Here is a 24,871-nt window from a genome sequence, read left to right on the forward strand (position 1 = left end):
TACACTTCAAGTCATTATGATTTTAACACAACATGCGCAAAATTTCATCTGAAAAAGCTAATTGACATTATCCTGCGATCGTTTTCTGATACTTTTTGTACAAAAGAATCGCTGCCAAAGCTGCCGTCGTCTCTGCTATGGGAAAGGAGACCCATATTCCATTGGCACCCATTTTTGAAACCAGGATCAGGGACAGGATCGGAATAATAAAAAACTGTCTCAGGGTAGAAACTGCCAGAGATGCAGTTCCTCTGCCCAGAGCCTCAAATACACCGGAAAACACCACTCCAGCTGCTGAAAAAATAAAGCCGATGCTGATGATCCTAAAGGCCATAACTCCCATTTCCATCAAAGAGCCTCCTGCATGGAACAATCCCATGATCTGTGTTGGAAAAGCACAGAACAGCACAGTTCCTGCCGCCATGATCCCGCCTGTCACCAACAGGCTGAAACGGATTGTCTCTTTTACTCTCTTATCCTGGCCGGCACCGTAATTATAACTGATGATGGGCCGCATGCCCTGGATCAGTCCATTGGACGGCATATAAATAAAAGTCTGCACCTTAAAATAGATCCCCAGGACTGCAATACCCACCTCTGAGATCCCTGCCAGTATCCCATTTAAAATAGAAATCAGGATGGAAGGCAGAGACATAGTAATAGCAGAGGGAACCGCTACCATATAGATCCTTTTTAGCAGAGCTCTGTCAAAGGAAAATCCCCGGAATCTGATGTGAATGGAGTGTTCTTTGCGAAACAGCAGGAAAACAGCAAGTAGACAGGCACTCCACTGCCCAATCACTGTGGCTATGGCCGCTCCGGCTACTCCAAGTCTCGGAAATATCCCCCAGCCGAAAATAAACAGAGGATCTAATATGATGTTAATCAGTGCACCCATAGCCTGTAGTATCATGGGAACTTTCATGTTTCCCATGGCTTGAAAAATCTTTTCTATGGCCACATGGACAAGGGACCCGGCAGACAAGAGAACCACGATATATGTATATTGACTACTCAGTGCCAATACTTCCGGATCTTTTGTAAACATGCCCAGATAGGCACGGATTCCCAAAAGCCCGATTGCGATAAAAAATAAAGCGTGCACACCGGCCAGCACCAGTCCGTGAACGGCAGCCTGATCTGCCTTTTTTGTATCTCCTGTTCCGTGGCTCATGGCGATACACGCATTGATCCCCACGCCAAGCCCGACTCCCACCGATAAGATCAGATTCTGCAAAGGATAGGCCAGAGAAATCGCCGTGATGGCATTCACTCCCAGCCTGGCCGCAAACATGCTGTCTACAATATTATAGAGGGATTGGATCAACATGGAGACCATCGGAGGGATCGCCATGGAGATCAGCAGGGGAAATACCTTTTTTGTACCCATTGGGTTTGTTGCAGTATCCATAATTTCTCCTCTCATCATCATAAAAAAAGCTATATATTTTTCTGTTTGTGAATCAGAAACAGAAAAATATATAGCTTTTCTAAAGCAGAGTCAGAATATCATATTGGAAAAGTACCTGTCAAGTGATGAAGAAAAAATATTTAAAATCCTTATACGGTTTTGTGTCTATCCATCTTCATTTGAGGAAAATGATACCTAGAACAACTTTATCTTTCGTGAGTGTGTTACTTTTTCTATTTTGACTGATCCGGATATCATAATCCCCTTAGGAATTATATTACATATGGGCATATTTAACAAGAACTACATAAAAAATACTATCATATCATTTACATTACTTTACGATCCAAAGTCCCTTTTGAGAGGAACCCTCCCTTTGTAAACTTCCGTTATTACGCATTTTTTTCATATAATATTTTACGGTGTTCAAATTCATATTTAACAAACAATCCAGTTGTTTTTGTGACAAATCCGGTCTCTGTTTAAGCAGATCAATGATAGCCTGCTCTGTAGTTTGATTAGCTTGGGTAGTGGCTTGAAGAACATCTGGCCCTCTTCCTATATCAAATGAGTAGCCATCATCTAAGGGTACAACAATACGAAATACATCACCCTCTACAAATTCAGGCTCATTTCCAGAATAGTATTTACAATATTTAAATAAATTCCGCACACCAGACCCAAGTTGATCGGCATATCCAATATTCCTAAAAAACGATGCAATGACAGGGTTCTTCGGATTTGGTTCCAGATTTTCTGGTGTAATAAATGCATCCTGAGATGCCCTGTTTGCGTTTTCCACATACATTTGGTTTCTTTCAATCACAAGCTTTGCCTGATAAGAACTGGTAAATGTCTCTGTAAATTTAATTACTATTCGGGCAGACTGTCCCTGACACAAAGTTTCCCATACCCCACCTGCGAATTTGGATATTTCGTAAATCCTGGAAGCTCTCTAGCCCCTTTCTGCAGATATGCTTTGATCTTCTCCCCGTATAAGAAAGGATCGTTTCCTTTTATAATTCCCCACTCCATCAAAAGAGCGGCACTGCCAGTCACAAACGGTGTGGCCATGGATGTTCCACTCATCCTTGTGTTCCCTCCTCCCGGACTTGCCCCCAAGATTCCCACACCCGGAGCTGCGAGATCAGGTTTTTCCATACAAATATTCAGATCTCCCCTGCCGGAGAATGAAGCATACGAATTATTATACGCATCATAAGCACCGACTGAAATCACACTTCTTGCCGTAGACGGGATCGTCAGGGTAAGATCAAGGCTTGGCTCCAGAAATCTGGTCCCCTCATTGGTCCCCGCAGACACAGGCAGCCACATATAGTAATCCCCTCTTACCACCTGCACGGGTTCTATGTAAAGCAGCCACTGTCCGCTCTCTATCTCTTCCCTCTGGGGTACAAACGAAAAATAAATTTCCTGGAGACGGTTGTAAGGCGTGGGAGAACCATAGTAGACATACACTGTGGTAGCCCCGTAACGGTAATCGGTCCTTCCCGTCTGGTCCAGGATCTCCCGCCGTTCCCCCGAAGGGCTTGTAAGCCAGATCCTGAATCGATCCACATAATTTTTCCAGAGCTGAAGATTCAGGCTCTGTTCATATGGCGCAACAGCAAAAATCACTTCTTCTGACTGCCTCAGACATCCCTGCCGATGCCTGCCTGAATCTCCTTCGTTTCCGGTGCCGATGCAGATGGCTGTCTGCCATTGGTTTGCCATCTGGGCAATATACGTCTCAAGAAGAGAATTTCCCCGGTGGTCTCCATAATTATTTCCGTAGCTTAAATTAATACTGACCGGTTTGCCCTCTGCCTCGGCATACCGGATCACAAACTCCAGAGCAGTCATCAGCTGGGTCGTTTTTGGAAACCCCTGTTCTATTGTAACTCCTAATTTTACTACAATCAGAGAGGCCCTGTCTGCCACCCCCTGTCTTCCGGCACAGATAGAGGCCACATGGGTCCCATGGCCGTTGGTATCCCTGCTCGGAACAATCTGTCTTGCCTCGGAAGATGGTGCATGCAGCGCGCGGTTGATCTCCTCCCTGCTATAGACACTCCCCTCTAAAAAACCTTCCGGCGGATTTCCCGGGATGGTCTGGTCCCACAACACTTCGATCACCGTATCTCCCTGGGCATCGGAGAAGTCCGGGTGAAAAATATCAATGCCCGTATCAATCACTGCCACATAAACACCCTCGCCGCGCAGACCGCTTCTTCCTTCCCTGACAGACAGAATACAGGAAGCCGCGATACCCGCCTGGTCGCTGAGCAGAAGGCTTTTGGGTTTTTCCATATAAATGACCTGGGGCAGCCTGGAAAATGCATCGATGTCCTGTTCTGGCAGATAAACCACGGCATACTCATTGCTCAGTTTTTCTATACGGCCTCCTTCCGGCACCGGCAGTTCATTGATATCTCCAATATATCGTATGATCAATTCCCACAGATTCTGCGCCCTGTCGTATCCCACATCCAGATCTCTGCTCTTTTCCCGTTCTTCCGGTGTTAAACTCAAGGAAAGATTCAGCTGGTTTTCTAATTTTTCATCCATAATAATCTCCGCAATTCCCCTGTTATTTAAATCTATGAACCGTCTCATCTCTTCTATTTATAGTTTTTATCTATTAATACTACTGAACCGGAGGTTTTCCACCCATTTCCAAAACAATCGGCTCCTTTCTATTTGCTTTTCATATAACATAGAACATTTATTTCATGTAAAGTAGAAGCATCAAGAAGGAGGAATGTTATGAGAAATAAACAATTATTTGCTGTACTGGCTGCCGCAGTCCTTTCTGCTGCTGTCCTGTCCGGATGCAGCTCAAAAGACAAAGAAACATCCAAGAAGGAAACCACCACACTGACCATCTCCGCAGCTGCCAGCCTTACGGATGTAACAAAAGACATCGCCAAGAAATATAAAGAAAAGGAGCCCCATGTAAAGCTCAATTTCTCTTATGGAAGTTCCGGCGCCCTTCAGACACAGATCGAAGAAGGCGCAGAGGTGGATATCTTTATGTCAGCCGCCCAGAAACAAATGGACGCCCTCTCCAAAAAGAATCTAGTCAACAAAAAATCACGTGTGGAACTGCTGGAGAACAAACTGGTGCTGATCGTTCCAAAAGACAGCAAGACTTCCATCAAGTCCTTTGAGGATCTGGCAAAATCCAGTGTCAAAAAAGTGGCGCTTGGTGAGCCAAAGGCCGTTCCTGTTGGACAGTATTCCGAAGGGGTCTTCCAAAAACTCGGAATATTAGATAAAATTAAAGAGAAAGCAAACTATGGAAGCGATGTGCGCCAGGTCCTCACCTGGGTGGAAAGCGGCGAGGTGGACTGCGGAGTTGTCTACATGACAGATGCTAAAATCTCCGACAAAATAACCGTTGTCTGTGAAGCTCCAAAAAAGGCTGCCGATCCTGTCATTTATCCTGTCGCCGTATTACAAGACAGCAAACACAAGGACGAAGCCCAAAAGTTTGTAGATTACTTAAAAACTGACGAAATACTGAAGCTGTTTGAGTCTTACGGCTTTCAAAGGGTAAAATAATGTTTGATTTATCACCGCTGTGGATTTCATTAAAAGTAGCCCTGCTGGCTACCATATTTACCTTTATACTAGGCATCTGCGCTGCCCGGGCAGTAGTAAAACTAAAACATGGACAGGCTGTCATTGACGGCCTGTTCACTCTGCCTTTAGTCCTGCCCCCCACAGTTGTAGGCTTTTTTCTGTTGCTGTTCTTCGGAAAAAACAGTCTGATCGGACAATTCTTTTCCCGGTTTGACTTTTCCTTTGTATTTTCATGGCAGGGGGCTGTCATCGCCTCCACCGTTGTCGCATTTCCGCTGATGTACCGCACGGTCCGCGGGGCTCTGGAACAGATCGACCCAGAATACCTGTACGCAGCCCGGACTCTTGGTATGACAGAGGGAAAAATATTCAGAAAGATCATCATTCCCATCGCCTGGCCCGGGATCCTGGCAGGAACAATCCTTTCCTTTGCCCGGGCCCTGGGTGAATTCGGTGCTACCATCATGATCGCAGGAAATATCCCCGGCAAGACTCAGACAATGTCAGTGGCTGTTTATACGGCAGTACAGGCAGGCGACCGTGAAAGCGCATATCTTTGGGTCATTGTCATCATCTGTTTTTCTTTTGTAATGATGATCGCCATGAACTTCTGGACATCGTTCCAGGTACGTTTAGCCCGCCGGAAAGGATGGAAAAAATGAGCCTTTATGTAGACATCGAAAAACGTTTCCCTGAGTTCTGCCTGAAAACAAAGTTTGAGGCTGAAAACGAAGTGCTTTCCATTCTGGGTGCCTCCGGCTGCGGAAAAAGCCTCACCTTAAAGTGCATTGCAGGAATCGAGACGCCGGACCGGGGACGTATCGTAATGGACGGCAGGGTTTTATTTGACTCAAAAAAACGGATCAACCTGCCCACCAGGGACCGAAACATCGGATATCTATTTCAAAACTATGCCCTGTTTCCCCATATGACAGTAAAGGAAAACATTGCATGCGGACTTGTCTCCAAACATATAAAAGACGTTAGCTGCTGGATTGAAAAGTTCTATCTGACAGGACTTGAAGATCATTATCCGGCTCAGCTGTCCGGCGGACAGCAGCAGCGCACGGCCCTTGCAAGGATGCTCGCCTCCAACCCCACCCTGATCATGCTGGATGAACCCTTTTCTGCACTGGATGACTACCTGAAATGGCAGCTGGAACAGGAACTTAGGCGCACCATCCTTGCCTTTCCCGGCACTGTTTTGTTTGTCTCCCATAACCGTGACGAAGTCTTTCGTATGTCTGACAGGATCGCTGTCATGGGAAACGGCCAATTAAAAACCATGCAGTCAAAAAAAGAACTGTTTCAAAACCCGAAATCACTGGAGGCGGCGCTTCTCACCGGTTGCAAGAATCTGACCCATGCAGAATATGTGGATGAACATACCTTCTTTGCTTCCGACTGGAATATTACGTTGACATCTTCCGTTCCAGTTCCAAGAGATATCAAATACGCTGGATTCCGGGCCCATTATTTTTCTATTGTGCCGGACGGATCTCTTTCCAATACCATGGAGTGCAGGATCACTGACATGATTGAAGATACCTTTTCCATGATCCTTTTATTCAGGGAGACGCACAATCTGAAAACGGGAGACTGGACAGGTCTGCGGTTTGAGCTTCCAAAAAACATATGGCGCAGACAGGAATTCAAGGATACACTTTTTCTCAGATTCCCCGAAGACCGGTTCTTATTTATGAAAGAGGACCCGGCGCAATGACCAAAAAAAGAGAAGCCAGGCAAAAACAAACGTTTGCCCGGCTTCTCTTTTTTGTCTGCCTTTTATACGAAGTCGTCTGGTGTATCAATGTCCTCTGTCTCCTCTTCCCCGGCTTCAAATAAGAAAACGTCCTCCGGATGCCTTAAGACTACCTGCTTTCCTCCCCGGTCACCCCGGATGGAGAGCAGCTCTCCTGCGTAGCGGCTGTGAAACACGCATGGATTTTTAGGCGTACCCTGTTTTGAAACACATCCGATCCCTTTCCCGCTCTCGAAAAACTGACAGAGAAATGCCTTTACTGTTGCCATTTTAAGTCTCGGCTGGTCCGCTGTAAAAAATAAGTAATAGGCTTCATCCTCCAGCCTTGCCCGGAGCCCGGTCTGCATGGAGGAGGAGATTCCCTGTTCGCTGTGATGGTTGATCAGACAGGCTGCCCCCTGCCGTTTGGCTTCCTCGGCGATCTCCTCATAGCGGGTGACAACAGCTGCATCTGCCTCCTCAAACTCTCCGACCAGCTTTACCATGAGGTCCATGGTGTGCCGGTACATGGCTTTTCCGTCCACCGGGTATAGAAGCTTGTTGGATCCGAATCTGCTGCCGAGGCCTGCAGCCAGCAGGATCATATGAATCTTCATATCTTAGATCCTCTCAAAAAGCACTCTGACATGTCCACCGCACACCATTCCGAGGCTGGACGCATCTTTGGCGGAAAGATCATAATCCTTGACCTGCACATCCGATACCCGCCCGGCATCCCGGCACGCAGTGAATTCCACATTGCCGCCCCCGATGCTTCCTGCTGTCTGTCCGCCATCCGCTAAAAACATCTTGCTTCCGGTTCCTCTGGGAGAAGAACCACTTTTGGAGAGGATCGTCAACATTACTCCGTGCTGTCCTTTAAGAACAGCCTCTGCCACTTCCATATCAGCAAACCCAGTATAACGGCGGTTCTTTTCCTTTACGATCTCCGCCATGATGCTCACGGCAATCTCCTCAGGCAGCTGTCCGCCCAGGGGAAGTCCTATGGGCGAATGCATAGACTCTATCTTTTCTTTTGAGAAACCTTCTCTCAGCAGAGCATCTTTTGTGATCTGTACTTTTGTACGGCTGCCGATCATGCCAAAGTATGCAAATGGGTGGGACAGCACTGCTCTGGCACAGGCCCGGTCCCCCTGATGCCCTCTGGTCACCGCTACATAAAATGTATTCTCATACGCAAACAGTTCCTCCGGCAGGTTGCCGAAATCACAGCACAGAAGATGGTCTGCCCACGGGAAACGCTCCTTTGTGACAAACTCTTCCCTGTCATCCACAACGGTGATATCAAATCCCAGGATTTTGCCGATCTGGCAGACAGGCAAAGAAACGTGGCCGCCTCCCAGGATCAGAAGCCTTGGCGCTTTCAGAAACAGTTCTACAAAAATCTCCCGTTTTCCTATCCTGACGGTCTCGGTCTGCTCAATCTTTTGTAAATCTGGCAGAAAGTCATTCCAAAATGGTTTTCCGTGCATCTCATTTTCTGTGTAAACACATTTCTCTCCAGCCATAGGGCCTGAGACTATGGTCGCAGAAAATACCTTTCCCCGTTCCTTCAGTATCTTAAATAACAATTCATATGCAGACAAACAGACACCTCCTAATATGCCAACACTTCGTACCCCGTTTCCGTCACAAGGACCTGGATCTCCCACTGGGCAGAAGGAAGACCATCGGCCGTGTAGACACTCCAGTTATCTCCTCCGTCAGTGTAAACCTCATCTGTTCCCATATTCACCATAGGCTCGATGGTAAAGATCATGCCAGGGACCAGGAGCATCTCCGTCCCCCTCTTTGTCACATAGCTGACAAACGGCTCCTCGTGGAACTCCAGGCCCACACCGTGTCCTCCGATCTCCCGGACTACCGTGTAGCCGTTCTCCTTGGCATGGTCATGGACTGCCTGACCCATATCCCCCATGAAGCCCCATGGTTTCACCTGTTCAAGACCCAGCCCCACACATTCCTTTGTCACGTCCACAAGCTTTCTTTTCTCTTCGCTCACATCGCCGATACAGAACATCCTGGATGAATCAGAGAAATATCCTTTATAGATCGTGGAAACATCTACATTGATAATATCCCCATCCTTCAAAACGATATCCTCAGAAGGGATGCCGTGGCACACCTGTTCGTTGATGGAGGTGCAGACGCTCTTTGGAAATCCTTCATATCCAAGCGGAGCAGGAACTCCGGAAAGCTCCGTTGTCTTGTCATAAACAAGCCGGTCGATCTCCTCCGTAGTCATGCCTTCCCGGATATGTTCAGCCACATAGTCAAGGACCGCGATATTGATCTTTCCGCTTTCTCTGATCCCCTCGATCTGTTCTTTGTTCTTGAGAATAAATCTCGGCGGCACAATATGGCCTTTCCGAGCAAATGCCTCTATTTTCTCATCTGAAGCCATATGGCAGGCTTTGTATTTTTTGTTGCTTCCACACCAGCAGGCATCATTTCTTCCCAATTTCCCTATCATTTTCAGTTCCTCTTTTCTAGATTTGATTTTTTCTTCCTATATTATACCATTGGAACCTTCCGGTGTTAAGAAGGGATCTTTTATCACAGAGGAAGATCTCTCTTTTGAAACCTGTATTTCCCAAGTTCATAAAAAGCAATCCCGATCAAAAGCAGGACTCCGGACATAACCAACGCTCTGATTTCTCCCTTTAACAGAGCATCGCCGTCAAACAAGGTAAACACTGTGGCATATTTCAGGTTCTCCAGCTTATCCCCCATATTAGAGAGCATCTGGATCAAATAAAAGGCCAGAAAAACTCCCACTCCAATGCCGGTGGACCTGCGGCTGTCGTTGCAGATGCAGGACATAAAGAAGAAAAATCCGCTGATGCAGATGTGAAGACAGAGCAGGCCGGCATTAAGCCTTAAGAATTCTGTTATATCCAGATCTCCGGGAAACATAGCTTCAGAGCAGACGATCCCAAGCACCGTAATATATGCGATCATCAGGCACACACTGACAGCGAGAAAGAATCCCTGTGTGCGCACGGTCTTTCTTCTGGAATGGGGTGCAGCGAGGATCAGTGCCATAGAACCCAGGTCTACATACCGGGCTACCAGCTTATTTGCGGCAAACAATTCATAGATCATCGGAAGCACAAACAAAAAGAATCCGTATAAGTATGTTTTTAAAAAGCTTTGAAGTGTTGTCCCTGGATTGGTCATCCCTGCGGCGGACATAAGTCCGGGCATGGCCTTTTCAAACTCTGAAAGCATTTTCCCCAGTTCCGGCTCGAACATGGAGATCATGACGCTGACATACATGGAGGCCACTGCTGCGATGATCAGAAACACTTTATAATTCGATTTTATCTCCCGTTTCAAAAGCGGCAAAACAAAGAATCTATTCATTAGAATCACCTCCGTAAAAATGTAAAAACAAGTCCTCCAGGCTCTGTCTCTGTTCTGTCAGGCTTAAGACCCGGTAGTTGCCCAGGCAGCGGATGAATTCCGTCATCTCTCCCTTTATTCCTATGGTGACCTGGGTTTCTTTTACTTCCCTGACCCCTTTGATCTCACCTGCCAGACTCAGGGCTTCCGCTTCCGATGCCAATGTGACATGGAAAATCTTCTGCTTGTTTTTCTTAAGCGTCTTCATATCTTCCACGGCCACGATTTTTCCCTCTTTGATGATGGCTGTACGGTCACAGGTCCTTTCCACTTCCTCGAACATATGGGAGGACATGAGAATCGTAGCTCCACGCTTTTTTTCTTCCCGGATCAGATCAATAAACTGGTTCTGCATCAGCGGGTCCAGCCCGCTGGTAGGCTCATCCAGAATATACAGGTCGGGGGAATCCATAAAAGCACAGACAATACCGATCTTCTGCTTCATTCCTTTGGACATTTTTTTAATTTTTCCCCTCGAATCCAGAGAGAACATTTCTATAAGTTCCTGCATTCTCCCCATATTCTTCATCCCCTTCATGTCCGCCATGAATCTCAGGAACTGTTTTCCTGTCATATCGTCCATAAATGCGATCTCTCCCGGCAGATACCCAAGAGATCTATGGATTGTTTCGGCCTCCTTAAAACAGTCCTTTCCGCTGATGGTACAGACCCCTTTATCCGGGGTAGAAAAGCCCAGAAGGTGCCGTATTGTAGTTGTCTTTCCAGCACCGTTAGGACCTAGAAAACCAAGCACTTCTCCCTCTTTAACGGCAAAAGAGACGTCAAAGATCCCCCTTTGATTTCCGTAGTCCTTTGTCACATGTTTCATCTCCATCATTTTCATAAATACTCCTCCCGATAGACACTCTTTTTGACCCATCCCATCCAGCGTTCATAATCCTTACATATCCGGTCCAGGTCAAAGTCAGGCCGGTGTACGGCGTCCCGCATGTATCCGTCTCCCAGATAATATAAAAGCATAAAGACATCTTCCGGGCTGACTTCCTCCCTGAATTTTGAAAAATCCACCTCCGGAAACCAGCGTGGAAACATCTCCTCTAAAAAAATCTGGTTTCTTCTGTCCAATTCCTCTTTTACAGCCTCATTTTCCTCATATTTTGCTTTCAATATAAAACCATTGATATAGTGATTTTTCTTCATCAGTTCAGATTTCACACGGATGGACAGCTTAAACAGTTCAAAGAAGTCATGCACATCCTTAAAATTCGTAGCTTCGATGAGTTTTATAATGGTATCCATTATGTGGTCATATAAAAAAAGATACAACGTTTTCTTATTTTTGAAATAATAAAACAGCAGTCCCTTTGATATCCCTGCCAGTGCGGCCATCTGGTCTGTCGAGGCATGCTTATAGTCGTTTTCGGCAAAAACTTGTATGGCGCCGTCTATGATCTTCTGTTGTTTTTCTTCCGACAGGTTTAAGAACTTTTCATTCAAGATGCCACCTCCATTGACTGGTTTGGTTAATGATTATGTTTGATTATATTCTATTGACTGAAAAAAACAACCCCTCCCCCGGGACATTGTAAAACGTTACAGGGTGCGGTACAATATATTATAAATAATACAAAGGAAAATCAGGTGAACCTATGAAAAAGAAAAAACGAACCATAACAAAACGTATTCTGCTGCTGATCCTGATCGTTATACTTTACGAAGCAGTCGGCGCCTGCCTGCCCTTTGCTTTTCAAAAACCGGTCAGTGACTCCTATAAAAATAAGGTGGATGTCCAAGCCTTTCGGGGAACAGGGAAAACAAAGGAACGGGCCGGCATCGTGGAGACGAACAAAGGTGCGCTGGACACAAGGCTCGCCATGTTTAAAGAGGCAAAAAAGAGCATCGTGATCTCCACCTTTGACATCCGTGAGGGGAAAAGTACGGACGATACGTTTGCTGCACTTTTGAATGCCGCCGACCGGGGTGTCAAGGTTCAGGTTCTTGTGGACGGGCTGTACGGAATGCTTCATATGAACGGAAAGACTGTCTTCCAGGCAGCCGGAAGCCACAAAAATCTGGAGATCAAATTCTATAACGAACCTAATTTTATAAAGCCATGGACCATCAACGGCCGGCTTCACGATAAATATGTGGTGGTTGACGGTTCTCTCCTGCTGATGGGAGGCCGCAACATGTTTGATTATTTTATCGGAGATGACAGCCGCGGCAGTATCGGATATGACCGGGAAGTCCTGCTGTATTCCCCAAACGAGGGATTCGAAGGAAACGCCATTCCCCAGGTACTCTCCTACTTTCATAAGCTTTGGGACTCCTCTGACTGCAAAACCGTATTCAGCGGATCTTCATCCGGGGAAAAGGTGGAAACAGAGATCAAATATCTCTCCTCCCGGTACGAAAAGATTAAAAAACGGATCCCTGAAAGGACAGACTGGACCAGGAAAACGGTCCCTGTAAAAAAGGCCTCCTTTGTGACCAATCCCACCCATATCGGAAACAAGGAACCCTATATGTGGTATACCATGCAGCAGCTTATGCTCACAGCAAAAAAAGATGTGACTATCCAGACCCCGTATGCAGTCTTTTCGGGGGACATGTATCAGGGTATGGAAGAGCTCACCTCCAAGGTCCCCAATGTAGAAATGCTGGTGAATTCTACGGCTGCAGGCGACAATTTTATCGCCTCCTCCGACTATACCATGAACCGTCCAAAAGTCTTAAAGACCGGTGCTAAGGTATACGAATTTTTCGGAGACCACTCTTGTCACGGCAAATCCATCGCCATCGACAATGACCTGTCTGTTATAGGATCTTATAACTTTGATATGCGCAGCACCTATCTGGATACAGAGACTATGCTGGTGCTGGAGGGAGAAGAATTCAACCGGGAACTCCGGGGACATATGGACCATCTGAAATCCCAGTCCCTTAAGGTGAATTCTGACGGGACCTATGTGCCAAAGCAAGGGGTAGAAAAAAAAGAGCTGTCTTCATCGAAAAAACTAATCTTTAAAGTCAGCTCTGTATTCATACAGCTTTTCCGATATTTAGCATAAGAACAAAGCAGCCTTCCTTGGCACATCGTGCGCATCATGCCCGGAGGGCTTTTTCGTTCCATAGGGGGAACTTTCCTATGGAACAAAAAAGAAAGCAGGGTTTATGTTCTGCTTTCTTTTTCTTTGCTTCTATTCTTTTTTTTCATTCCTTTGACGCCGTTATAGAGCCTGTAGACCGAAGAAATCATCATGATCCCTCCGGATACCGCCATAGCTGTGATCAGCGTTCTCTGTCCATAGAGTGTAAACAGCCCCCAGTTCTTTGCCACCGCATAGTTCATGGTGTAATATAACTGGCCTCCGGGCACTAGAGGAATGATCGCACCGATCAAAAATATGGTAGCCGGGCTTTTTGCCAGCCTGGCCAGTCCCTCCGCATAGATGGTTGCGGCCATGGACGCCACAAAGTTTGGGAAAAATGTGCTGGTGGTCGTGGATGCTATGACCAGATAGACCGTCCAGGAAACCAGTCCTCCCAGACCTGCTAAAAATAACTTCTTCCCTCTCACATTAAATAAAATGGAAAACCCCAGCGCTCCGATAAACGAAGAAAGCACCTGAACCGCCTGTGTTATCATAAGATACCTCCCCATAATACCAAGGCAGTGAAGGAGCCTGCCGCCAGAAAAACAGCGGTCACCACCACCTCGCAAAGCCGTATCATACCTGCCATCACATCACCGCCTATGATGTCCCGGATGGAGTTGACAAATGCAACCCCTGGGACAAGGAGCATGATGTTTCCTATAATGATCGTGCCATAATCTCTGGTAACACCCAGATGTGCAACTAAATAAGCGATGCTGGCAACCATAAAGGCCGCCGCAAAATCAGAGAACATGATGTTGGAGTCCAGCTTCTGAAGACCTGCCATCAGCCACCAGACCGCTGCCCCGCAGACTGCGCCGATGATCCCTTCCACAAGCCCGCCTCCGAAAAAGACCGAAAAAGTACCTGCGATCAGAGACGCGATCAGACACTGGATTGGCAGGCTGTAGATCCGCTCCTTTTGTATCTTTGAAAGCTTGTCCTCCAAATAAGAAATGTCGGGTTTTTCCCGGCAGACATATCTGGACAGATCATTTAACTGATCCAGCTTATGAAAATCTGTCTTATAATATTTAATCCGTTTTGTCTGTGTGAACACATCTCCGTCCATCGTTGTCACCGTCACGACAATGCTGGACGTGATGGTAAAAGCCTCTACTTCCCTGGCTCCGTACGCCAGGCAGATCCGCTCAATGGTATCTTCCACTCTGGAGACACCTGCTCCGCTGATCAACATCATTTTTCCAAGATCCATGGCCTGGATCAACACCTGCTTTAAAAACATGGCAACTCCTCTATCGTAAGATCACCGGATAACAGCAGTCGAAATATGCTCCTATCTCAGCCGCCTTTTTCTTAAGCTCTTCTGTATCACACTGGTTCAGCAGAATCGAAAGGTTTGCATCCGGATATTGTTTTCTCAGCATTATAACATATCCTTCCCGGATCAGACGAACAAAATCTTCACATTTAACAAAATGTTCACATGATTTTTGCAGAAGAGTGCACGCAAGCTCCGGCCGATGGCATACTTCCCCTATAGGACGGCCCAGGGCACTCAAACCTGCCACGACAAGAATATGATCCGTTCCCTCAGGAATGACCGGTTCCGTGTCATTCCTCGCTTTCAAAGGAAGTCTTTTGGCTCCGTCCGCCTCCACGATCGTAAGGTCAGCATATTTTGGGATCTCCCGGAACACATTCTCAGAAAGTCCCTTCATCTTCTCTCCGTCCCTTAAGCCGGCCGTGAGTACCCGCCCCGGGATCAGACATTTTTTGATCTCTTCCAGCTCCCCGGAAAGTACGGTGTCATCCCCTGGTATCTCCATATGTGTAGTGGTTGTCACCAGGACTTTTTTCCCTGCTGCCGCCTGCTCATCAGCAATGAGAAATACCGAGGTCGTCTTTCCGCCGGCCCCGGTTACTGCAAGGATTCCGTCTCTGATTCCGAGAGCCTCAGAAAGAGAATCCTTTTTCCCTAAAGTCTTCAATTTTAGTTTCTCCTGTTTCTTATATTCTAACCTCCATTTTACTATATTCTTCAATTGGATTAAAGCTGCTTTTTTCTGAAGACCAGCACAGAGAGCAGCAAGAACATAAGGATCATCCCACCGGTAACAGCAAAGGCCGTATAAAAGCCAGAGAGTTTCAGGCTTCCTGAGATCAGGCCGGAAGGTTCTGATACCAACCGGATTGGATTGTACTTCTGGACTTTTGGTACAATATTTACAAGAAACATCACTGCCACGAGGCCGCCGGTAAACAAAAGGCTCGTATAACTGCTCTTGGACAGAACACTTCCCAAAAGGTCAGAGGCCAGAAGAAGTACACCGAACAGCCAGACACCCAGGAGTGCAGGCATCAAATTTTTGATTTCATCTGCGTTCCAGAAATATACGGTGTACCCATATGTGATGCCAACACAGAACACATAAGAGACCGTCCAGAGCAGAACTGAAACGGTGAACTTTGAACATAATACTGTGGTTCTGGAAAGGCCCTTGGTTACCATGAGTACTAACGTCCCTTTCTGAATCTCCCCCGCGATCATCCCGGAAAACAGGATTGCCAGCACTGCAAGGCCTATCTGCCCGACATTTTTAAAAAACTGCATCCACGAATCCACCGCGGAAGGCTCCGGCAGGACCATCTGCATGCCCGCCGGCATGAACTCCTTTACAAGCTGTGGGGTCATCTTGGCTATTAACGGGTTCATGACACCAAACAGAAGGAAAATACACACCAGGATCAGCAGCCTGTATGTCGCAGCGCTTTCCATAAGTTCTTTTTTTGTGAATGCCCAGTAAGCTCTCATGAGACCACCTCCATAAACAAGTTTTCCAGAGTCGGTTTCTGCACTTCTATTCTCAGCGGACAGATATCCTTCTCTGCCATAACAGTCATCAGTTCAATCTCCAGCTGTCTCATGTCTGATGTGTGCAGGATCATCCCATCTTCCTTGTCTTCTATTTCCAATACATAACCTTTGACCATAAATTGTTCTTTCAAAAACTTCCGATCCTCAATGCTGCTGGTCTCCAAAAGAAGACTGTCCTTTTTATGTCTTGTCTTTAATTCTTCAAGACTTCCCGACAACACCAGCTTTCCGTCCTTTAGAACGGCCGCGCGGTCACAGATCCGCTCCACGTCAGAAAGCACGTGAGTGGAAAACAACACTGTAGTCTTCTCCCTGACCCTGGAGAGGATATCCAGGATCTCTTTTCTGCCTATGGGATCCAGAGCCGAAGTGGGTTCGTCGCAGATCAGCAGCTTTGGTTCGTTGAGCAGCGCCTGGGCAATCCCCAGTCTCTGCTTCATGCCCCTGGAATACCCTCGAATCCTTTTCTTGGTCCCTGAAAGGCCAACCAGTTCTAATAACTCCGTGCATCTCCGGGTAATCTCATTTCTGGAAAGCCCTGTCACTTCCCCACACAGTTTTAAATATTGTACTGCATTCATATATCCATAGAATTCCGGCACATCCGGAAGGTACCCGACCTGTCTATTAGTCTTTGTGGCGCCGTAAGAGACAGCTTCTCCCAGAACTCTAATCTCCCCTTCACCTGCCCTTAAAAGACCCAGGATAATCTTCATTGTCGTTGTCTTTCCGGCGCCGTTCTGACCCAGAAATCCGTACACGGAGTGTTCCGGTACCTGAAGGTTAAGCCCCTTTAACACCTGATGGCTGCCAAAGTTTTTGGACAGGTTTGTGATTTCCAGTACGTTCATCATTCATCCCCTCTTCCAAATACAAAATAGGCTGCCGGTCCAAGGAACTGGATCAACACGACCACCAGGACCCATAACACACGATTTCCGAACCGATAGTTTTTGTGTCTCAGCACATGGACCAGCGCAGTCACCATGAGTACCAGCTCCAGCAGGATCACTGGTATTAAAAAAGGTATATATTCTGTCATAATTGATGTATTCATATTTCTGTTCTCCTTTTCATTCTTTTAACGATTTCTTCATACCTTGGATTGTTCTTTAACGAAGCCATAGGCGGGATTTCCAATGCGCTCACCATAGACTCCCTCATCAGCTTATCCTCCCGCGGAGCTTTAACCCCCAGATCAAAATCGTGGAGCCATGGATCGATCAGATCAAAAAATTCATCTCCATGCAGGGTAAACGGCAGCATGCTGTTGACACAAACATTCTCATACCGTTCCAGCATATTAAGGGCACGGTCCTCCTTCTCCTGCTTTAAGTATCCCATGGCAGCGGCAAAATAAAACTGTGCCATGGCGTTCCCATGCAATGACTCCACCTCAAACGCTTCTGTGAGCCGAAGTGATCTCTCTATGATCATCTCAAATTTTTCTTCATCCTGCTCATATAAGGTCAATGCCTGTATGGTAAAGGCCATTATCCCCATGAGATATTGGTACAGGCTGATCTGCACTGTCTCCGTGGCTTTCTCTTTGTTCCCCAGCAGGCGGTAGGCTTCCACCAGGATCGTGGCGTTGTATAGATCCGGCCTGATCTCTTCATCCAGAAGTTCCAGGACCTTTTCTGGCCTGCCTGACATCAGTTCAATGCTGGCTTCCATGGTATTTGCCTGGGACGAGGCCGATACGTCCCCGCTCTCCTTCTTGACTCTCCGGCAGAGTTCTGCCGCTTTTAAGAGCACTGTCTCCTGCTGCTTTGGATCCTTGAACAGCACATAGTGGTTAAAATACAAAACGACCATCTGCAATAGAAGCGGAAAACAGGAATAATACTTTTTGACAATCTCTTCACATTCCTGAAAAACGTCTTCTGCCGGCCTTTTGGAAAATTCACCGGCAAGCCTGTGGTAGAGCCTGCGGATATCCTCTTTTGTCATCTGAGGCTCATATCCAATCAGTTCATCCACGCTGATATTAAAATATGCGGCAAGCTGCGGTAAAAATGTGATATCAGGATAACTCTGCCCTGTCTCCCATTTGGAGACTGAAGCCTTTGAGACTCCTATGTAGGCAGCCAGCTGATCCTGTGTGACTCCTTTTTCCTTTCTCTTTTTCATCAGTTTGTTTGCGATATTCAGCTCCTTCATTTTCATCACCTCAATTACATTATATCCGTCTGCAGGAATCCTACAATGGATTTGAAGTTGATTTTGGTTGATTTAATCAACCACAAAGAAACAGGACCATGGCAATGGCCGCCATGGTCCTCTATTTTGAGTGTAAGATCTGGTCTAATTCGTTGACACTTTTCAGACAGTTCAAAGCCAGGGTATTAAAGTACAATTCCTCATCCAGACACCCGTAAGCCCTGCTCTCCTCCTCTGTCAGCATCGAACTGGCCAGTTCATTTTTTGTATAGCTTTTCCTGATTCTTCTCAATGCCTGTTCTATATTTCTTAAAAGCTCTTCCAGCATCAGATTCTGTTCTGGTACAATCTTCCTTTTGCGCATATAGGCCCCGATCTGTTCCATCTCTGAGACAAGCTGGGCATTGACCGGCAGAAGCTGTTGATAAAATTCCTTTTCCTCCGGTGCCAGGTTTTTCTCTATATAATTTCTGATCTCATTGGAAACCATCTGAGACCGCAGAAGCAATTCTCTTATCACATTCAGGTCACTGTCCCTGCCCTTTCTGGTTTCTGTCATGATACTCTCGTCGATATCCAGCAGGCTGTTGACACTTTTTAAGAATTCTGACTTAGCAGTGATCGGAAGCAGGAATCTGTTTGCCAGCAGCACTGTTACCACTGCAGCCGCTACATAGAAAATCCTAAGCTCTATGGCCTCCCCTCTTGGAAGGCTCAGGGTTGTTAAAGCCATTCCATAACAGGTGCTGTACATAGGCATGGTCCAGGATGTGACCGGCACATAGTACATAAAGCACGTCATCACCACAATGATAACAATATGACCCGCAAGGCTCTTGAAGATCTCTGTGAGCAGAAACGTCACCAACAGACCTGCAACCGTCCCGATGATACGATTGTTGATCTTCATGACACTCTCCTCTGAATACGGCATGAGCATCAGAAAAGAACTCATGGGGTACCAATAGCTGTGTTCCAGTCCTGTAATCCTGCACACAGTAAAGGAAACACACAGTACGATGGACAGCCGCAGCGCAAAGCGCATATGAAACTGGTTCAGATGGAAATGAGAGCGGATTCCCTTAAGTTTATGGGACATATCCGGGATCTTCCACTCCTTTACCGGCCGGTTCATCTTGACATCTGTAATCTTCGTCAGGGAAAAGCAGATCAGTTCCAGGATCTCCCGCATGCCCTCCTGAAGCTTTTTAGGGGCCAATGATTCACTTTCTATGAAATCCGTGAGTTCTGTGACCAGGGAACGGTTGTCCTTCTGATTCATGCCTTTTTCAATACAAAAACATAAACCGGACAGTTTCAGGAAATACCTCTGGCTGCCTCCTGATACTATAGTCTGCCCATCCAGAATTTCATCCACCAGGTATTGGAACCGCTGGAACACCAGCATAAAATAGTAGTTTACCGTGCCGTACCCGTTTGACAAGTATGTATAATTCCTGCTGGAATAGATGACCTGATTCATGTGGGACATCATCTGCACCAGCTCTTCTCTATCTCGGGGATCTCTTTTTCCGGCAGCAAGATTCATCAACTGGCGCCCCAGGTTGTTCATTCCCTTTCTCACAGTGCCGTAATGCCTCCGCTTTCTGATAATCCTGGAATGGAGATAGAGCAGAACCGTAAGGGAAAGGAATGCGTAAAACAACGCCGCAAGACGCACGGGCATCTGAGACAGCGGGATCGGCCTGAGCTGTAGGAAAACAAATTCCATACCGTAAACAAAATATGCTTTGGGGTTAAATTTATCAGTGAGCAGAAAGACGATGGCAAACGGGACAAATAGATTCAGCAAAAAGCACAAAGGGAGATTAAGGACCGCCAGATAGGCTCCCAGGCAGACCAGCAGCATGATGCCGTAACAGTTAAGAAGGTCATTAAGGGAAAAGTCCTTCTGGCTCTTTGTCCGGAACAACAGGGTCAGAAAGGATACCATGATGACCTGTCCTATGCCAAACAGCAGTAAAATTGAAAAGAACATAAATAAGGATACAAAAATAACAGGAAACGCGGCCGCCCACTTTCTCCTGACGGTATGAATCCTGTTTCTCCACTGTTCCATAAATATCCCCCCTGGCCTGCGTTGACTTTTAAAATTGAAAGTGCTACGATTTTATCACATTAATGCAACACTGTAAAGGAGACAAACAATGACATATAAAATGAGAAAAATAGTGATCATAGGGGCCGGACATGTGGGAACCATGTGCGGCCTGAGTCTTATGTACCGCGGAGAAGTGGACGAATTGGTATTCATAGACATCGATAAGGAAAAGGCATACAGCCAGGCGCTGGACCTTAGTGATGCCGTCTCCTTCCTGCCCCGGCAGATCACGGTGCGCACCGGGGATTATGAAGATGTGGAGGACGCTGACATCATCGTTATGGCCGCTGGTGTTTCCAGGCTGCCCGGTCAGACAAGGCTGGATATGCTGGACGATTCCATCCGCATCATGAAAGAAGTCACCAGCCATTTAAAAGATAAGAAGATTCAGGGCATCCTCATCAGTATCTCCAATCCTGCCGACATTGTGGCGGATTATCTGAGAAAACAACTGGGCCTTCCGAGAAACCGCTGCTTCAGCACCGGTACTTCCCTGGACTCCTGCCGTCTCAGAAGGATTCTTTCCCAAAGAATGCACTTAGACCGGAATTCCATTCAGGCCTTTGTCATGGGAGAACACGGAGATTCCCAAATGATCCCGTTTTCTGCGGTACATATAGCCGGGAAACCATTGCTTCAGTGGATGCAAGATGAACCGGAACGGTACGGAAGTCTCGATCTTTCACAGATTGAAACGGAGACCGCCAACGCCGGCCATGAAGTGATCGAAGGAAAGGGCAGCACAGAGTTTGGTATCGGCATCGCCCTGTCCGAGATCGTCCAGTCCATTTTCCACGATTCAAAAAAGGTCCTTCCCGCTTCGCCTCTGCTGGAAGGAGAATATGGACAGCATGGCGTTCACGCCGGTGTCCCCTGCGTGATTGGAAAAGCCGGAATTGAAAAGATCATTGAGATCCCTCTCACAGACCGGGAGCAAGAGAAATTTGACCATTCCTGCGATGTGATCAGAACGTTTATTCAAGATCTCTGAAAACACCTATGATGCTCTTGATCTTTTTGTGAAATATGATGGTAATAGCAGGAGGTTTCGATTATAATAGAGAAAATGGGGTATAAGTAATTAGGGATTAAAGGGGACTTTCATGAAACGTTGGAACAAGATTCTAATACCAATATTTTTCTTGCTCATGATCATGGCGAGCCTTTTTTCTGTGCGCTCAATCGTCAGTATGCAGGGCTATGCAAAGCTGATCAACTATCTTGGGATCGTCCGGGGATGCGGCCAGCGGATCGCTAAACTAGAAGTCAGCAGACAGCCGAAGGATAACCTGATCAGCTATGTGGACGGCATCCTCTCAGAGCTTGAGACCGGCGAAGGAAAATACGGCCTGTCGCCTCTTCATGACAAGGATTATGAGCAAAGCCTTTCAAAACTCACCAGAGAGTGGAAGGAAATGAAACGAGAAATCTACCAGGTGCGGAAAGGTTCTGATACAAAGGATCTTCTCTCTTTCAGCGAGAATTTTTTTGATACAGCCAACAACACCGTTTTTGTGGCTGAAAACTACTCCAATGAACATATTCAAAGCTTTACCCGTCTGAGCATCATACTCTCTGTAGTAGCCATCTTTACCTGGCTGTGTATTGTCCTGATCTATTTCCGCAATCTATTCCACCTGCAGAGGAAAAATACGAATCTCGAATCCATCGCTTACCGGGATGATCTCACCAACGCATCCAATTTGGAGAAGTTCCGTTTGGATGCAGAACATCTGCTTGCATCAAATCCTCTCTATAAGTATGCTTTTTTCCATCTGGATTTTCAGAATTTTAAATACTGCAATGATATCTTCGGCTATGATTTCGGAGACCGGCTTTTAAAACAATATGCTTTCTACCTGTCTGAGGATATGAATGAGGGGGAGACCTTCGGCCGTATTTCTGGTGACAAGTTTGTTGTTTTAAGAAGATATAATTTCCGGGAAGAGCTGCTGGCACGCCAAAAAGCTGTGGACAGCCGTATGAGGGCATTTGCCATGGATTCCAAGGAACACTACAGTCTTACTATCTTCGGCGGTATCTGCTGCGCTGAGGATGTTTCTTCTGACATGGAGATCGACTCTATCTTAGACCGGGCAAACTTTGCCCAAAAAACCGTAAAAGGACAGGAAGAACGCCATTATGCTTTCTATACAGACAGCATCCGGGAGCAGATGATCGAGGAGATCAATATCCAGAGCCGGTTTAACGATGCCATAAACGAAAAAGAGTTCCTTGTCTATTATCAGCCGAAGGTAAACCTTTCTCAGGGAACTTTTGACTCAGCGGAAGCCCTGGTGCGTTGGCAGACAAAGGACGGGAACCTGATCTCCCCCGCCGCCTTCATCCCTGTTCTGGAAAAAAACTTCTTGATCAGTGCCTTGGACCAATATGTATTCCGTGAGGTCTGTTCTTTCTTAAAGAAACGCATAGATGACGGCCTTCCGGTGATCCCCATATCCGTAAACGTCTCCAAGATCCAGTTTTACAACCCGGATTTCCTGCACATCTATTCCGATATTAAAGAAAGCTTTGATATCCCGGACGGATTACTGGAGATTGAGTTTACCGAATCTGTCGGTTTTGAAAATACGGAGTATTTTCTGGAGATCATATCCCGTCTGCACGAGCACGGCTTTTTATGCGCTATGGACGATTTCGGGAAAGGCTATTCTTCCCTCAGTATGCTGAAGGACATGCCGATTGATGTTCTCAAGCTGGATTCCCTCTTTTTTGTGAACAGCCGGGATTCTAAGAAGGATCTGACCGTTATACGCGGCATCATCTCCATGGTGAAAGAACTGAATATACAGACCGTGGCTGAGGGGATCGAGGAACAAAGCCAGGTAGAATTTCTAAAGACCATCGGCTGTGACGTTGTCCAGGGCTTTTATTTCTACCGCCCTATGCCCTCAGAACAGTTCAGCCAACTCTTATCTAGGTAAAACAAAAACCGCAGTTTTGTACTGCGGTTTTTCTGGAGGGTCCCAGCCAACAAGAAAGAAAAACTCATACTCTATAGATATAATTTTCTTTTCTTGGCTTAGCCTCCGGAATCGCTCCGTCCGGATATCCGATGATACAGTGGCCGATCCCTGCATAATCACCCTCGATCCCCCACTGCCTCAGAAGCTCTTTCCCTTCTTCGCTCTCAAACTCCTGCTTTGCCCTGTGGATCCAGCAGGAACCAAGTCCCAGTGCGTGGGCGGCGTTCATCAGATTCCCCATCACAAGGCTGCCGTCTTCGATGTACGTGGGTCTGTTCTTGTCTGCTAAGACTACGATCACCGTAGGAGCGCCGTAAAATGGATCCATGTTCTCATTCCCAAAGATCTTTGCATTCATCTTGGACAGTTTGGCGATTGTATCTCTGTCCTGTACCACAACCATAAGCGGAGACTGCATCCCCATCCCTGTGGGTGCATACATGCCGGCCTCCAGAATCTTCTGAAGGTCAGCCTCCTCAATCTGTCTGTCCTGATACTTCCTGATGCTTCTTCTTTCCTTTAAATCTTTGATCGTCTCTTCCATCTTACTACCTCCTGTTCATAAATGACCAGATATCTCCATCTCAGACAAGCCTTTTGGTCCATGCGATGGCCAGTGCGCCGTATCCGATATGGCATGCAATGCTCAAAGACAACGGATCCATCTCAAACTTATGTCCCGGAAAACGCTCCTTGATCTCCTCTGCCCAAAGCTGGGCTTCCTCCCTGCTCCCCGTATAGGCAGCCTGGATATTGACTGCTTCCGGATCTACAGTCTGGCCAAAGTTTTCAATGAGTTCTTTTTCCACGGCCTCCAGCATTTTCTTTTTGGCCAGCTTCATTCCTCTGGCCTTGGTGAAGGCATCCAGCTTTTCTCCTTTGATCTGAAGCACCGGCTTGATATTTAATACGGATCCGATGGCTGCCGCTGCCGGTGTGATTCTTCCGCCCTGCTTTAAATACTTTAAAGTATCCACTGTTATAAAAATAGAAGAATCCATCTTGTGCTCTTCCAGCAGATCCTTGATCTTGGATGCACTCTCTCCCTGATCAGCCAGCTTTTTTGCCTCCAGGACTGACTGTTTCTGAGTGACGGATATCCTCTGGTTGTTCACTACCTGTACCCTGCCGTCAAAGTCTTCTGCCAGCATATGCGCAGTCTCACAGGAACTGCTGAGCCCGCTGGACATAGGAATGTGGACGATTTCGTCGTGATCTGTGAGCACCTTGTTCCACAGATCCAGCACATCTCCCGGGGCAGGCTGTGATGTCTTGATGTCGACACCTTCCCCCAGCTTCTTATAAAATTCTTCCTGTGTCAGGGTAATATCCTCAAAATACAGCTTTTCATCAATGTAGAACGGCATAGGCAGCACATAGATCCCATACTCCTCTGCCTGATTCTGTGTGATTCCGCTGTTGCTATCTGTAATTACTGCAACTTTTCCCATAATGAATCCTTTCATGATTTTTAGGAA

At 46.7% G+C, this 24,871-nt stretch carries 25 protein-coding genes; 6 read left to right on the forward strand and 19 right to left on the reverse strand.

What is annotated here, in order from left to right; genetic code table 11:
• Positions 1-67: 67 nt before the first annotated feature.
• The 3 genes from AR1Y2_RS12210 to AR1Y2_RS12220 all read right to left on the reverse strand — a co-directional run bounded on the left by AR1Y2_RS12210 (position 68) and on the right by AR1Y2_RS12220 (position 3,979).
• Entirely contained in the window at positions 68-1,411 is a 1,344-nt protein-coding gene (locus AR1Y2_RS12210; protein WP_137329198.1) for an MATE family efflux transporter, read from the reverse strand.
• Between the two features lie 334 nt (positions 1,412-1,745).
• Positions 1,746-2,237 carry an ATP-binding protein gene (locus AR1Y2_RS12215; RefSeq protein ID WP_243118741.1) on the reverse strand — a complete coding sequence of 164 codons (492 nt, stop codon included), beginning with the start codon at positions 2,235-2,237 and terminating at the stop codon, positions 1,746-1,748.
• Between the two features lie 47 nt (positions 2,238-2,284).
• The gene (locus AR1Y2_RS12220; RefSeq protein WP_175403641.1) at positions 2,285-3,979 is read right to left on the reverse strand and encodes a S8 family peptidase; all 1,695 of its coding nucleotides are present in this window, start codon (positions 3,977-3,979) and stop codon (positions 2,285-2,287) included.
• A gap of 198 nt (positions 3,980-4,177) precedes the next feature.
• Between AR1Y2_RS12220 and modA the strand changes: the two genes are divergently transcribed.
• The 3 genes from modA to AR1Y2_RS12235 are packed head-to-tail and all read left to right on the forward strand — an operon-like array spanning position 4,178 to position 6,719.
• Complete coding sequence (gene modA / locus AR1Y2_RS12225; protein ID WP_137329199.1) at positions 4,178-4,975, forward strand: molybdate ABC transporter substrate-binding protein; 798 nt, start codon at positions 4,178-4,180, stop codon at positions 4,973-4,975.
• Positions 4,975-5,658 (forward strand): molybdate ABC transporter permease subunit, encoded by a 684-nt coding sequence (gene modB, locus AR1Y2_RS12230; RefSeq protein WP_137329200.1) that lies wholly within the window; start codon positions 4,975-4,977, stop codon positions 5,656-5,658. The genes modA and modB overlap by 1 nt, the downstream gene beginning before the upstream one ends.
• Positions 5,655-6,719 (forward strand): sulfate/molybdate ABC transporter ATP-binding protein, encoded by a 1,065-nt coding sequence (locus AR1Y2_RS12235; protein ID WP_137329201.1) that lies wholly within the window; start codon positions 5,655-5,657, stop codon positions 6,717-6,719. Before modB ends, AR1Y2_RS12235 begins: the two co-directional genes overlap by 4 nt.
• A gap of 62 nt (positions 6,720-6,781) precedes the next feature.
• On the opposite strand, the gene AR1Y2_RS12240 is transcribed toward AR1Y2_RS12235, so the two are convergent.
• The 6 genes from AR1Y2_RS12240 to AR1Y2_RS12265 form a co-directional block, all read right to left on the reverse strand.
• Positions 6,782-7,354, reverse strand: a complete 573-nt coding sequence (locus AR1Y2_RS12240; protein WP_137329202.1) for a nucleotidyltransferase family protein — start codon at positions 7,352-7,354, stop codon at positions 6,782-6,784.
• Positions 7,355-7,357: 3 nt separating this feature from the next.
• Positions 7,358-8,344 carry an XdhC family protein gene (locus AR1Y2_RS12245; protein WP_243118742.1) on the reverse strand — a complete coding sequence of 329 codons (987 nt, stop codon included), beginning with the start codon at positions 8,342-8,344 and terminating at the stop codon, positions 7,358-7,360.
• A gap of 11 nt (positions 8,345-8,355) precedes the next feature.
• Positions 8,356-9,231, reverse strand: a complete 876-nt coding sequence (locus tag AR1Y2_RS12250; protein WP_137329203.1) for a methionyl aminopeptidase — start codon at positions 9,229-9,231, stop codon at positions 8,356-8,358.
• 83 nt (positions 9,232-9,314) lie between these two features.
• On the reverse strand, positions 9,315-10,124 hold the full coding sequence (locus tag AR1Y2_RS12255) for an ABC transporter permease subunit (RefSeq protein WP_137329204.1): 810 nt from the start codon (positions 10,122-10,124) through the stop codon (positions 9,315-9,317).
• Entirely contained in the window at positions 10,117-11,007 is an 891-nt protein-coding gene (locus tag AR1Y2_RS12260) for an ABC transporter ATP-binding protein (protein ID WP_137329205.1), read from the reverse strand. Before AR1Y2_RS12260 ends, AR1Y2_RS12255 begins: the two co-directional genes overlap by 8 nt.
• Positions 11,004-11,621, reverse strand: a complete 618-nt coding sequence (locus AR1Y2_RS12265; RefSeq protein ID WP_137329206.1) for a TetR/AcrR family transcriptional regulator — start codon at positions 11,619-11,621, stop codon at positions 11,004-11,006. Before AR1Y2_RS12265 ends, AR1Y2_RS12260 begins: the two co-directional genes overlap by 4 nt.
• Before the next feature lie 152 nt (positions 11,622-11,773).
• Between AR1Y2_RS12265 and AR1Y2_RS12270 the strand changes: the two genes are divergently transcribed.
• Complete coding sequence (locus AR1Y2_RS12270) at positions 11,774-13,195, forward strand: phospholipase D family protein (protein ID WP_137329207.1); 1,422 nt, start codon at positions 11,774-11,776, stop codon at positions 13,193-13,195.
• A gap of 101 nt (positions 13,196-13,296) precedes the next feature.
• On the opposite strand, the gene AR1Y2_RS12275 is transcribed toward AR1Y2_RS12270, so the two are convergent.
• From AR1Y2_RS12275 to AR1Y2_RS12310, 8 genes are all read right to left on the reverse strand, one after another.
• On the reverse strand, positions 13,297-13,773 hold the full coding sequence (locus tag AR1Y2_RS12275) for a threonine/serine exporter family protein (RefSeq protein WP_137329208.1): 477 nt from the start codon (positions 13,771-13,773) through the stop codon (positions 13,297-13,299).
• Complete coding sequence (locus AR1Y2_RS12280) at positions 13,770-14,528, reverse strand: threonine/serine exporter family protein (RefSeq protein WP_137329209.1); 759 nt, start codon at positions 14,526-14,528, stop codon at positions 13,770-13,772. The genes AR1Y2_RS12275 and AR1Y2_RS12280 overlap by 4 nt, the downstream gene beginning before the upstream one ends.
• A 10-nt stretch (positions 14,529-14,538) precedes the next feature.
• Complete coding sequence (gene yqeC / locus AR1Y2_RS12285; protein WP_137329210.1) at positions 14,539-15,234, reverse strand: selenium cofactor biosynthesis protein YqeC; 696 nt, start codon at positions 15,232-15,234, stop codon at positions 14,539-14,541.
• A 59-nt stretch (positions 15,235-15,293) separates the two neighbouring features.
• On the reverse strand, positions 15,294-16,058 hold the full coding sequence (locus AR1Y2_RS12290) for an ABC transporter permease (RefSeq protein WP_137329211.1): 765 nt from the start codon (positions 16,056-16,058) through the stop codon (positions 15,294-15,296).
• Positions 16,055-16,972 carry an ABC transporter ATP-binding protein gene (locus AR1Y2_RS12295; protein ID WP_137330267.1) on the reverse strand — a complete coding sequence of 306 codons (918 nt, stop codon included), beginning with the start codon at positions 16,970-16,972 and terminating at the stop codon, positions 16,055-16,057. The genes AR1Y2_RS12290 and AR1Y2_RS12295 overlap by 4 nt, the downstream gene beginning before the upstream one ends.
• A complete protein-coding gene (locus AR1Y2_RS12300) occupies positions 16,972-17,178 on the reverse strand; it encodes a PLDc N-terminal domain-containing protein (protein WP_137329212.1) in 207 nt (68 codons plus the stop codon). The genes AR1Y2_RS12295 and AR1Y2_RS12300 overlap by 1 nt, the downstream gene beginning before the upstream one ends.
• Positions 17,175-18,284 (reverse strand): helix-turn-helix domain-containing protein, encoded by a 1,110-nt coding sequence (locus AR1Y2_RS12305; RefSeq protein WP_137329213.1) that lies wholly within the window; start codon positions 18,282-18,284, stop codon positions 17,175-17,177. Before AR1Y2_RS12305 ends, AR1Y2_RS12300 begins: the two co-directional genes overlap by 4 nt.
• Positions 18,285-18,405: 121 nt before the next feature.
• A complete protein-coding gene (locus AR1Y2_RS12310) occupies positions 18,406-20,364 on the reverse strand; it encodes an FUSC family protein (RefSeq protein ID WP_137329214.1) in 1,959 nt (652 codons plus the stop codon).
• 88 nt (positions 20,365-20,452) lie between these two features.
• Between AR1Y2_RS12310 and AR1Y2_RS12315 the strand changes: the two genes are divergently transcribed.
• Together AR1Y2_RS12315 and AR1Y2_RS12320 are read left to right on the forward strand one after the other, a co-directional pair.
• Positions 20,453-21,397, forward strand: coding sequence for an L-lactate dehydrogenase (locus AR1Y2_RS12315; RefSeq protein ID WP_137329215.1), 945 nt, complete (start codon positions 20,453-20,455; stop codon positions 21,395-21,397).
• Between the two features lie 112 nt (positions 21,398-21,509).
• Positions 21,510-23,351, forward strand: coding sequence for a putative bifunctional diguanylate cyclase/phosphodiesterase (locus AR1Y2_RS12320; RefSeq protein WP_137329216.1), 1,842 nt, complete (start codon positions 21,510-21,512; stop codon positions 23,349-23,351).
• Positions 23,352-23,415: 64 nt separating this feature from the next.
• Here the strand turns inward: AR1Y2_RS12320 and AR1Y2_RS12325 are convergent, their stop codons facing one another.
• Positions 23,416-23,937: a nitroreductase gene (locus AR1Y2_RS12325; RefSeq protein WP_137329217.1), complete on the reverse strand. Its 522-nt coding sequence runs from the start codon at positions 23,935-23,937 to the stop codon at positions 23,416-23,418.
• Between the two features lie 40 nt (positions 23,938-23,977).
• Positions 23,978-24,844: a DegV family protein gene (locus tag AR1Y2_RS12330; RefSeq protein ID WP_137329218.1), complete on the reverse strand. Its 867-nt coding sequence runs from the start codon at positions 24,842-24,844 to the stop codon at positions 23,978-23,980.
• Positions 24,845-24,871 lie beyond the last annotated feature (27 nt).

Origin of the sequence: Anaerostipes rhamnosivorans (assembly GCF_005280655.1) — a bacterium.
Lineage (GTDB): Bacteria > Bacillota > Clostridia > Lachnospirales > Lachnospiraceae > Anaerostipes > Anaerostipes rhamnosivorans.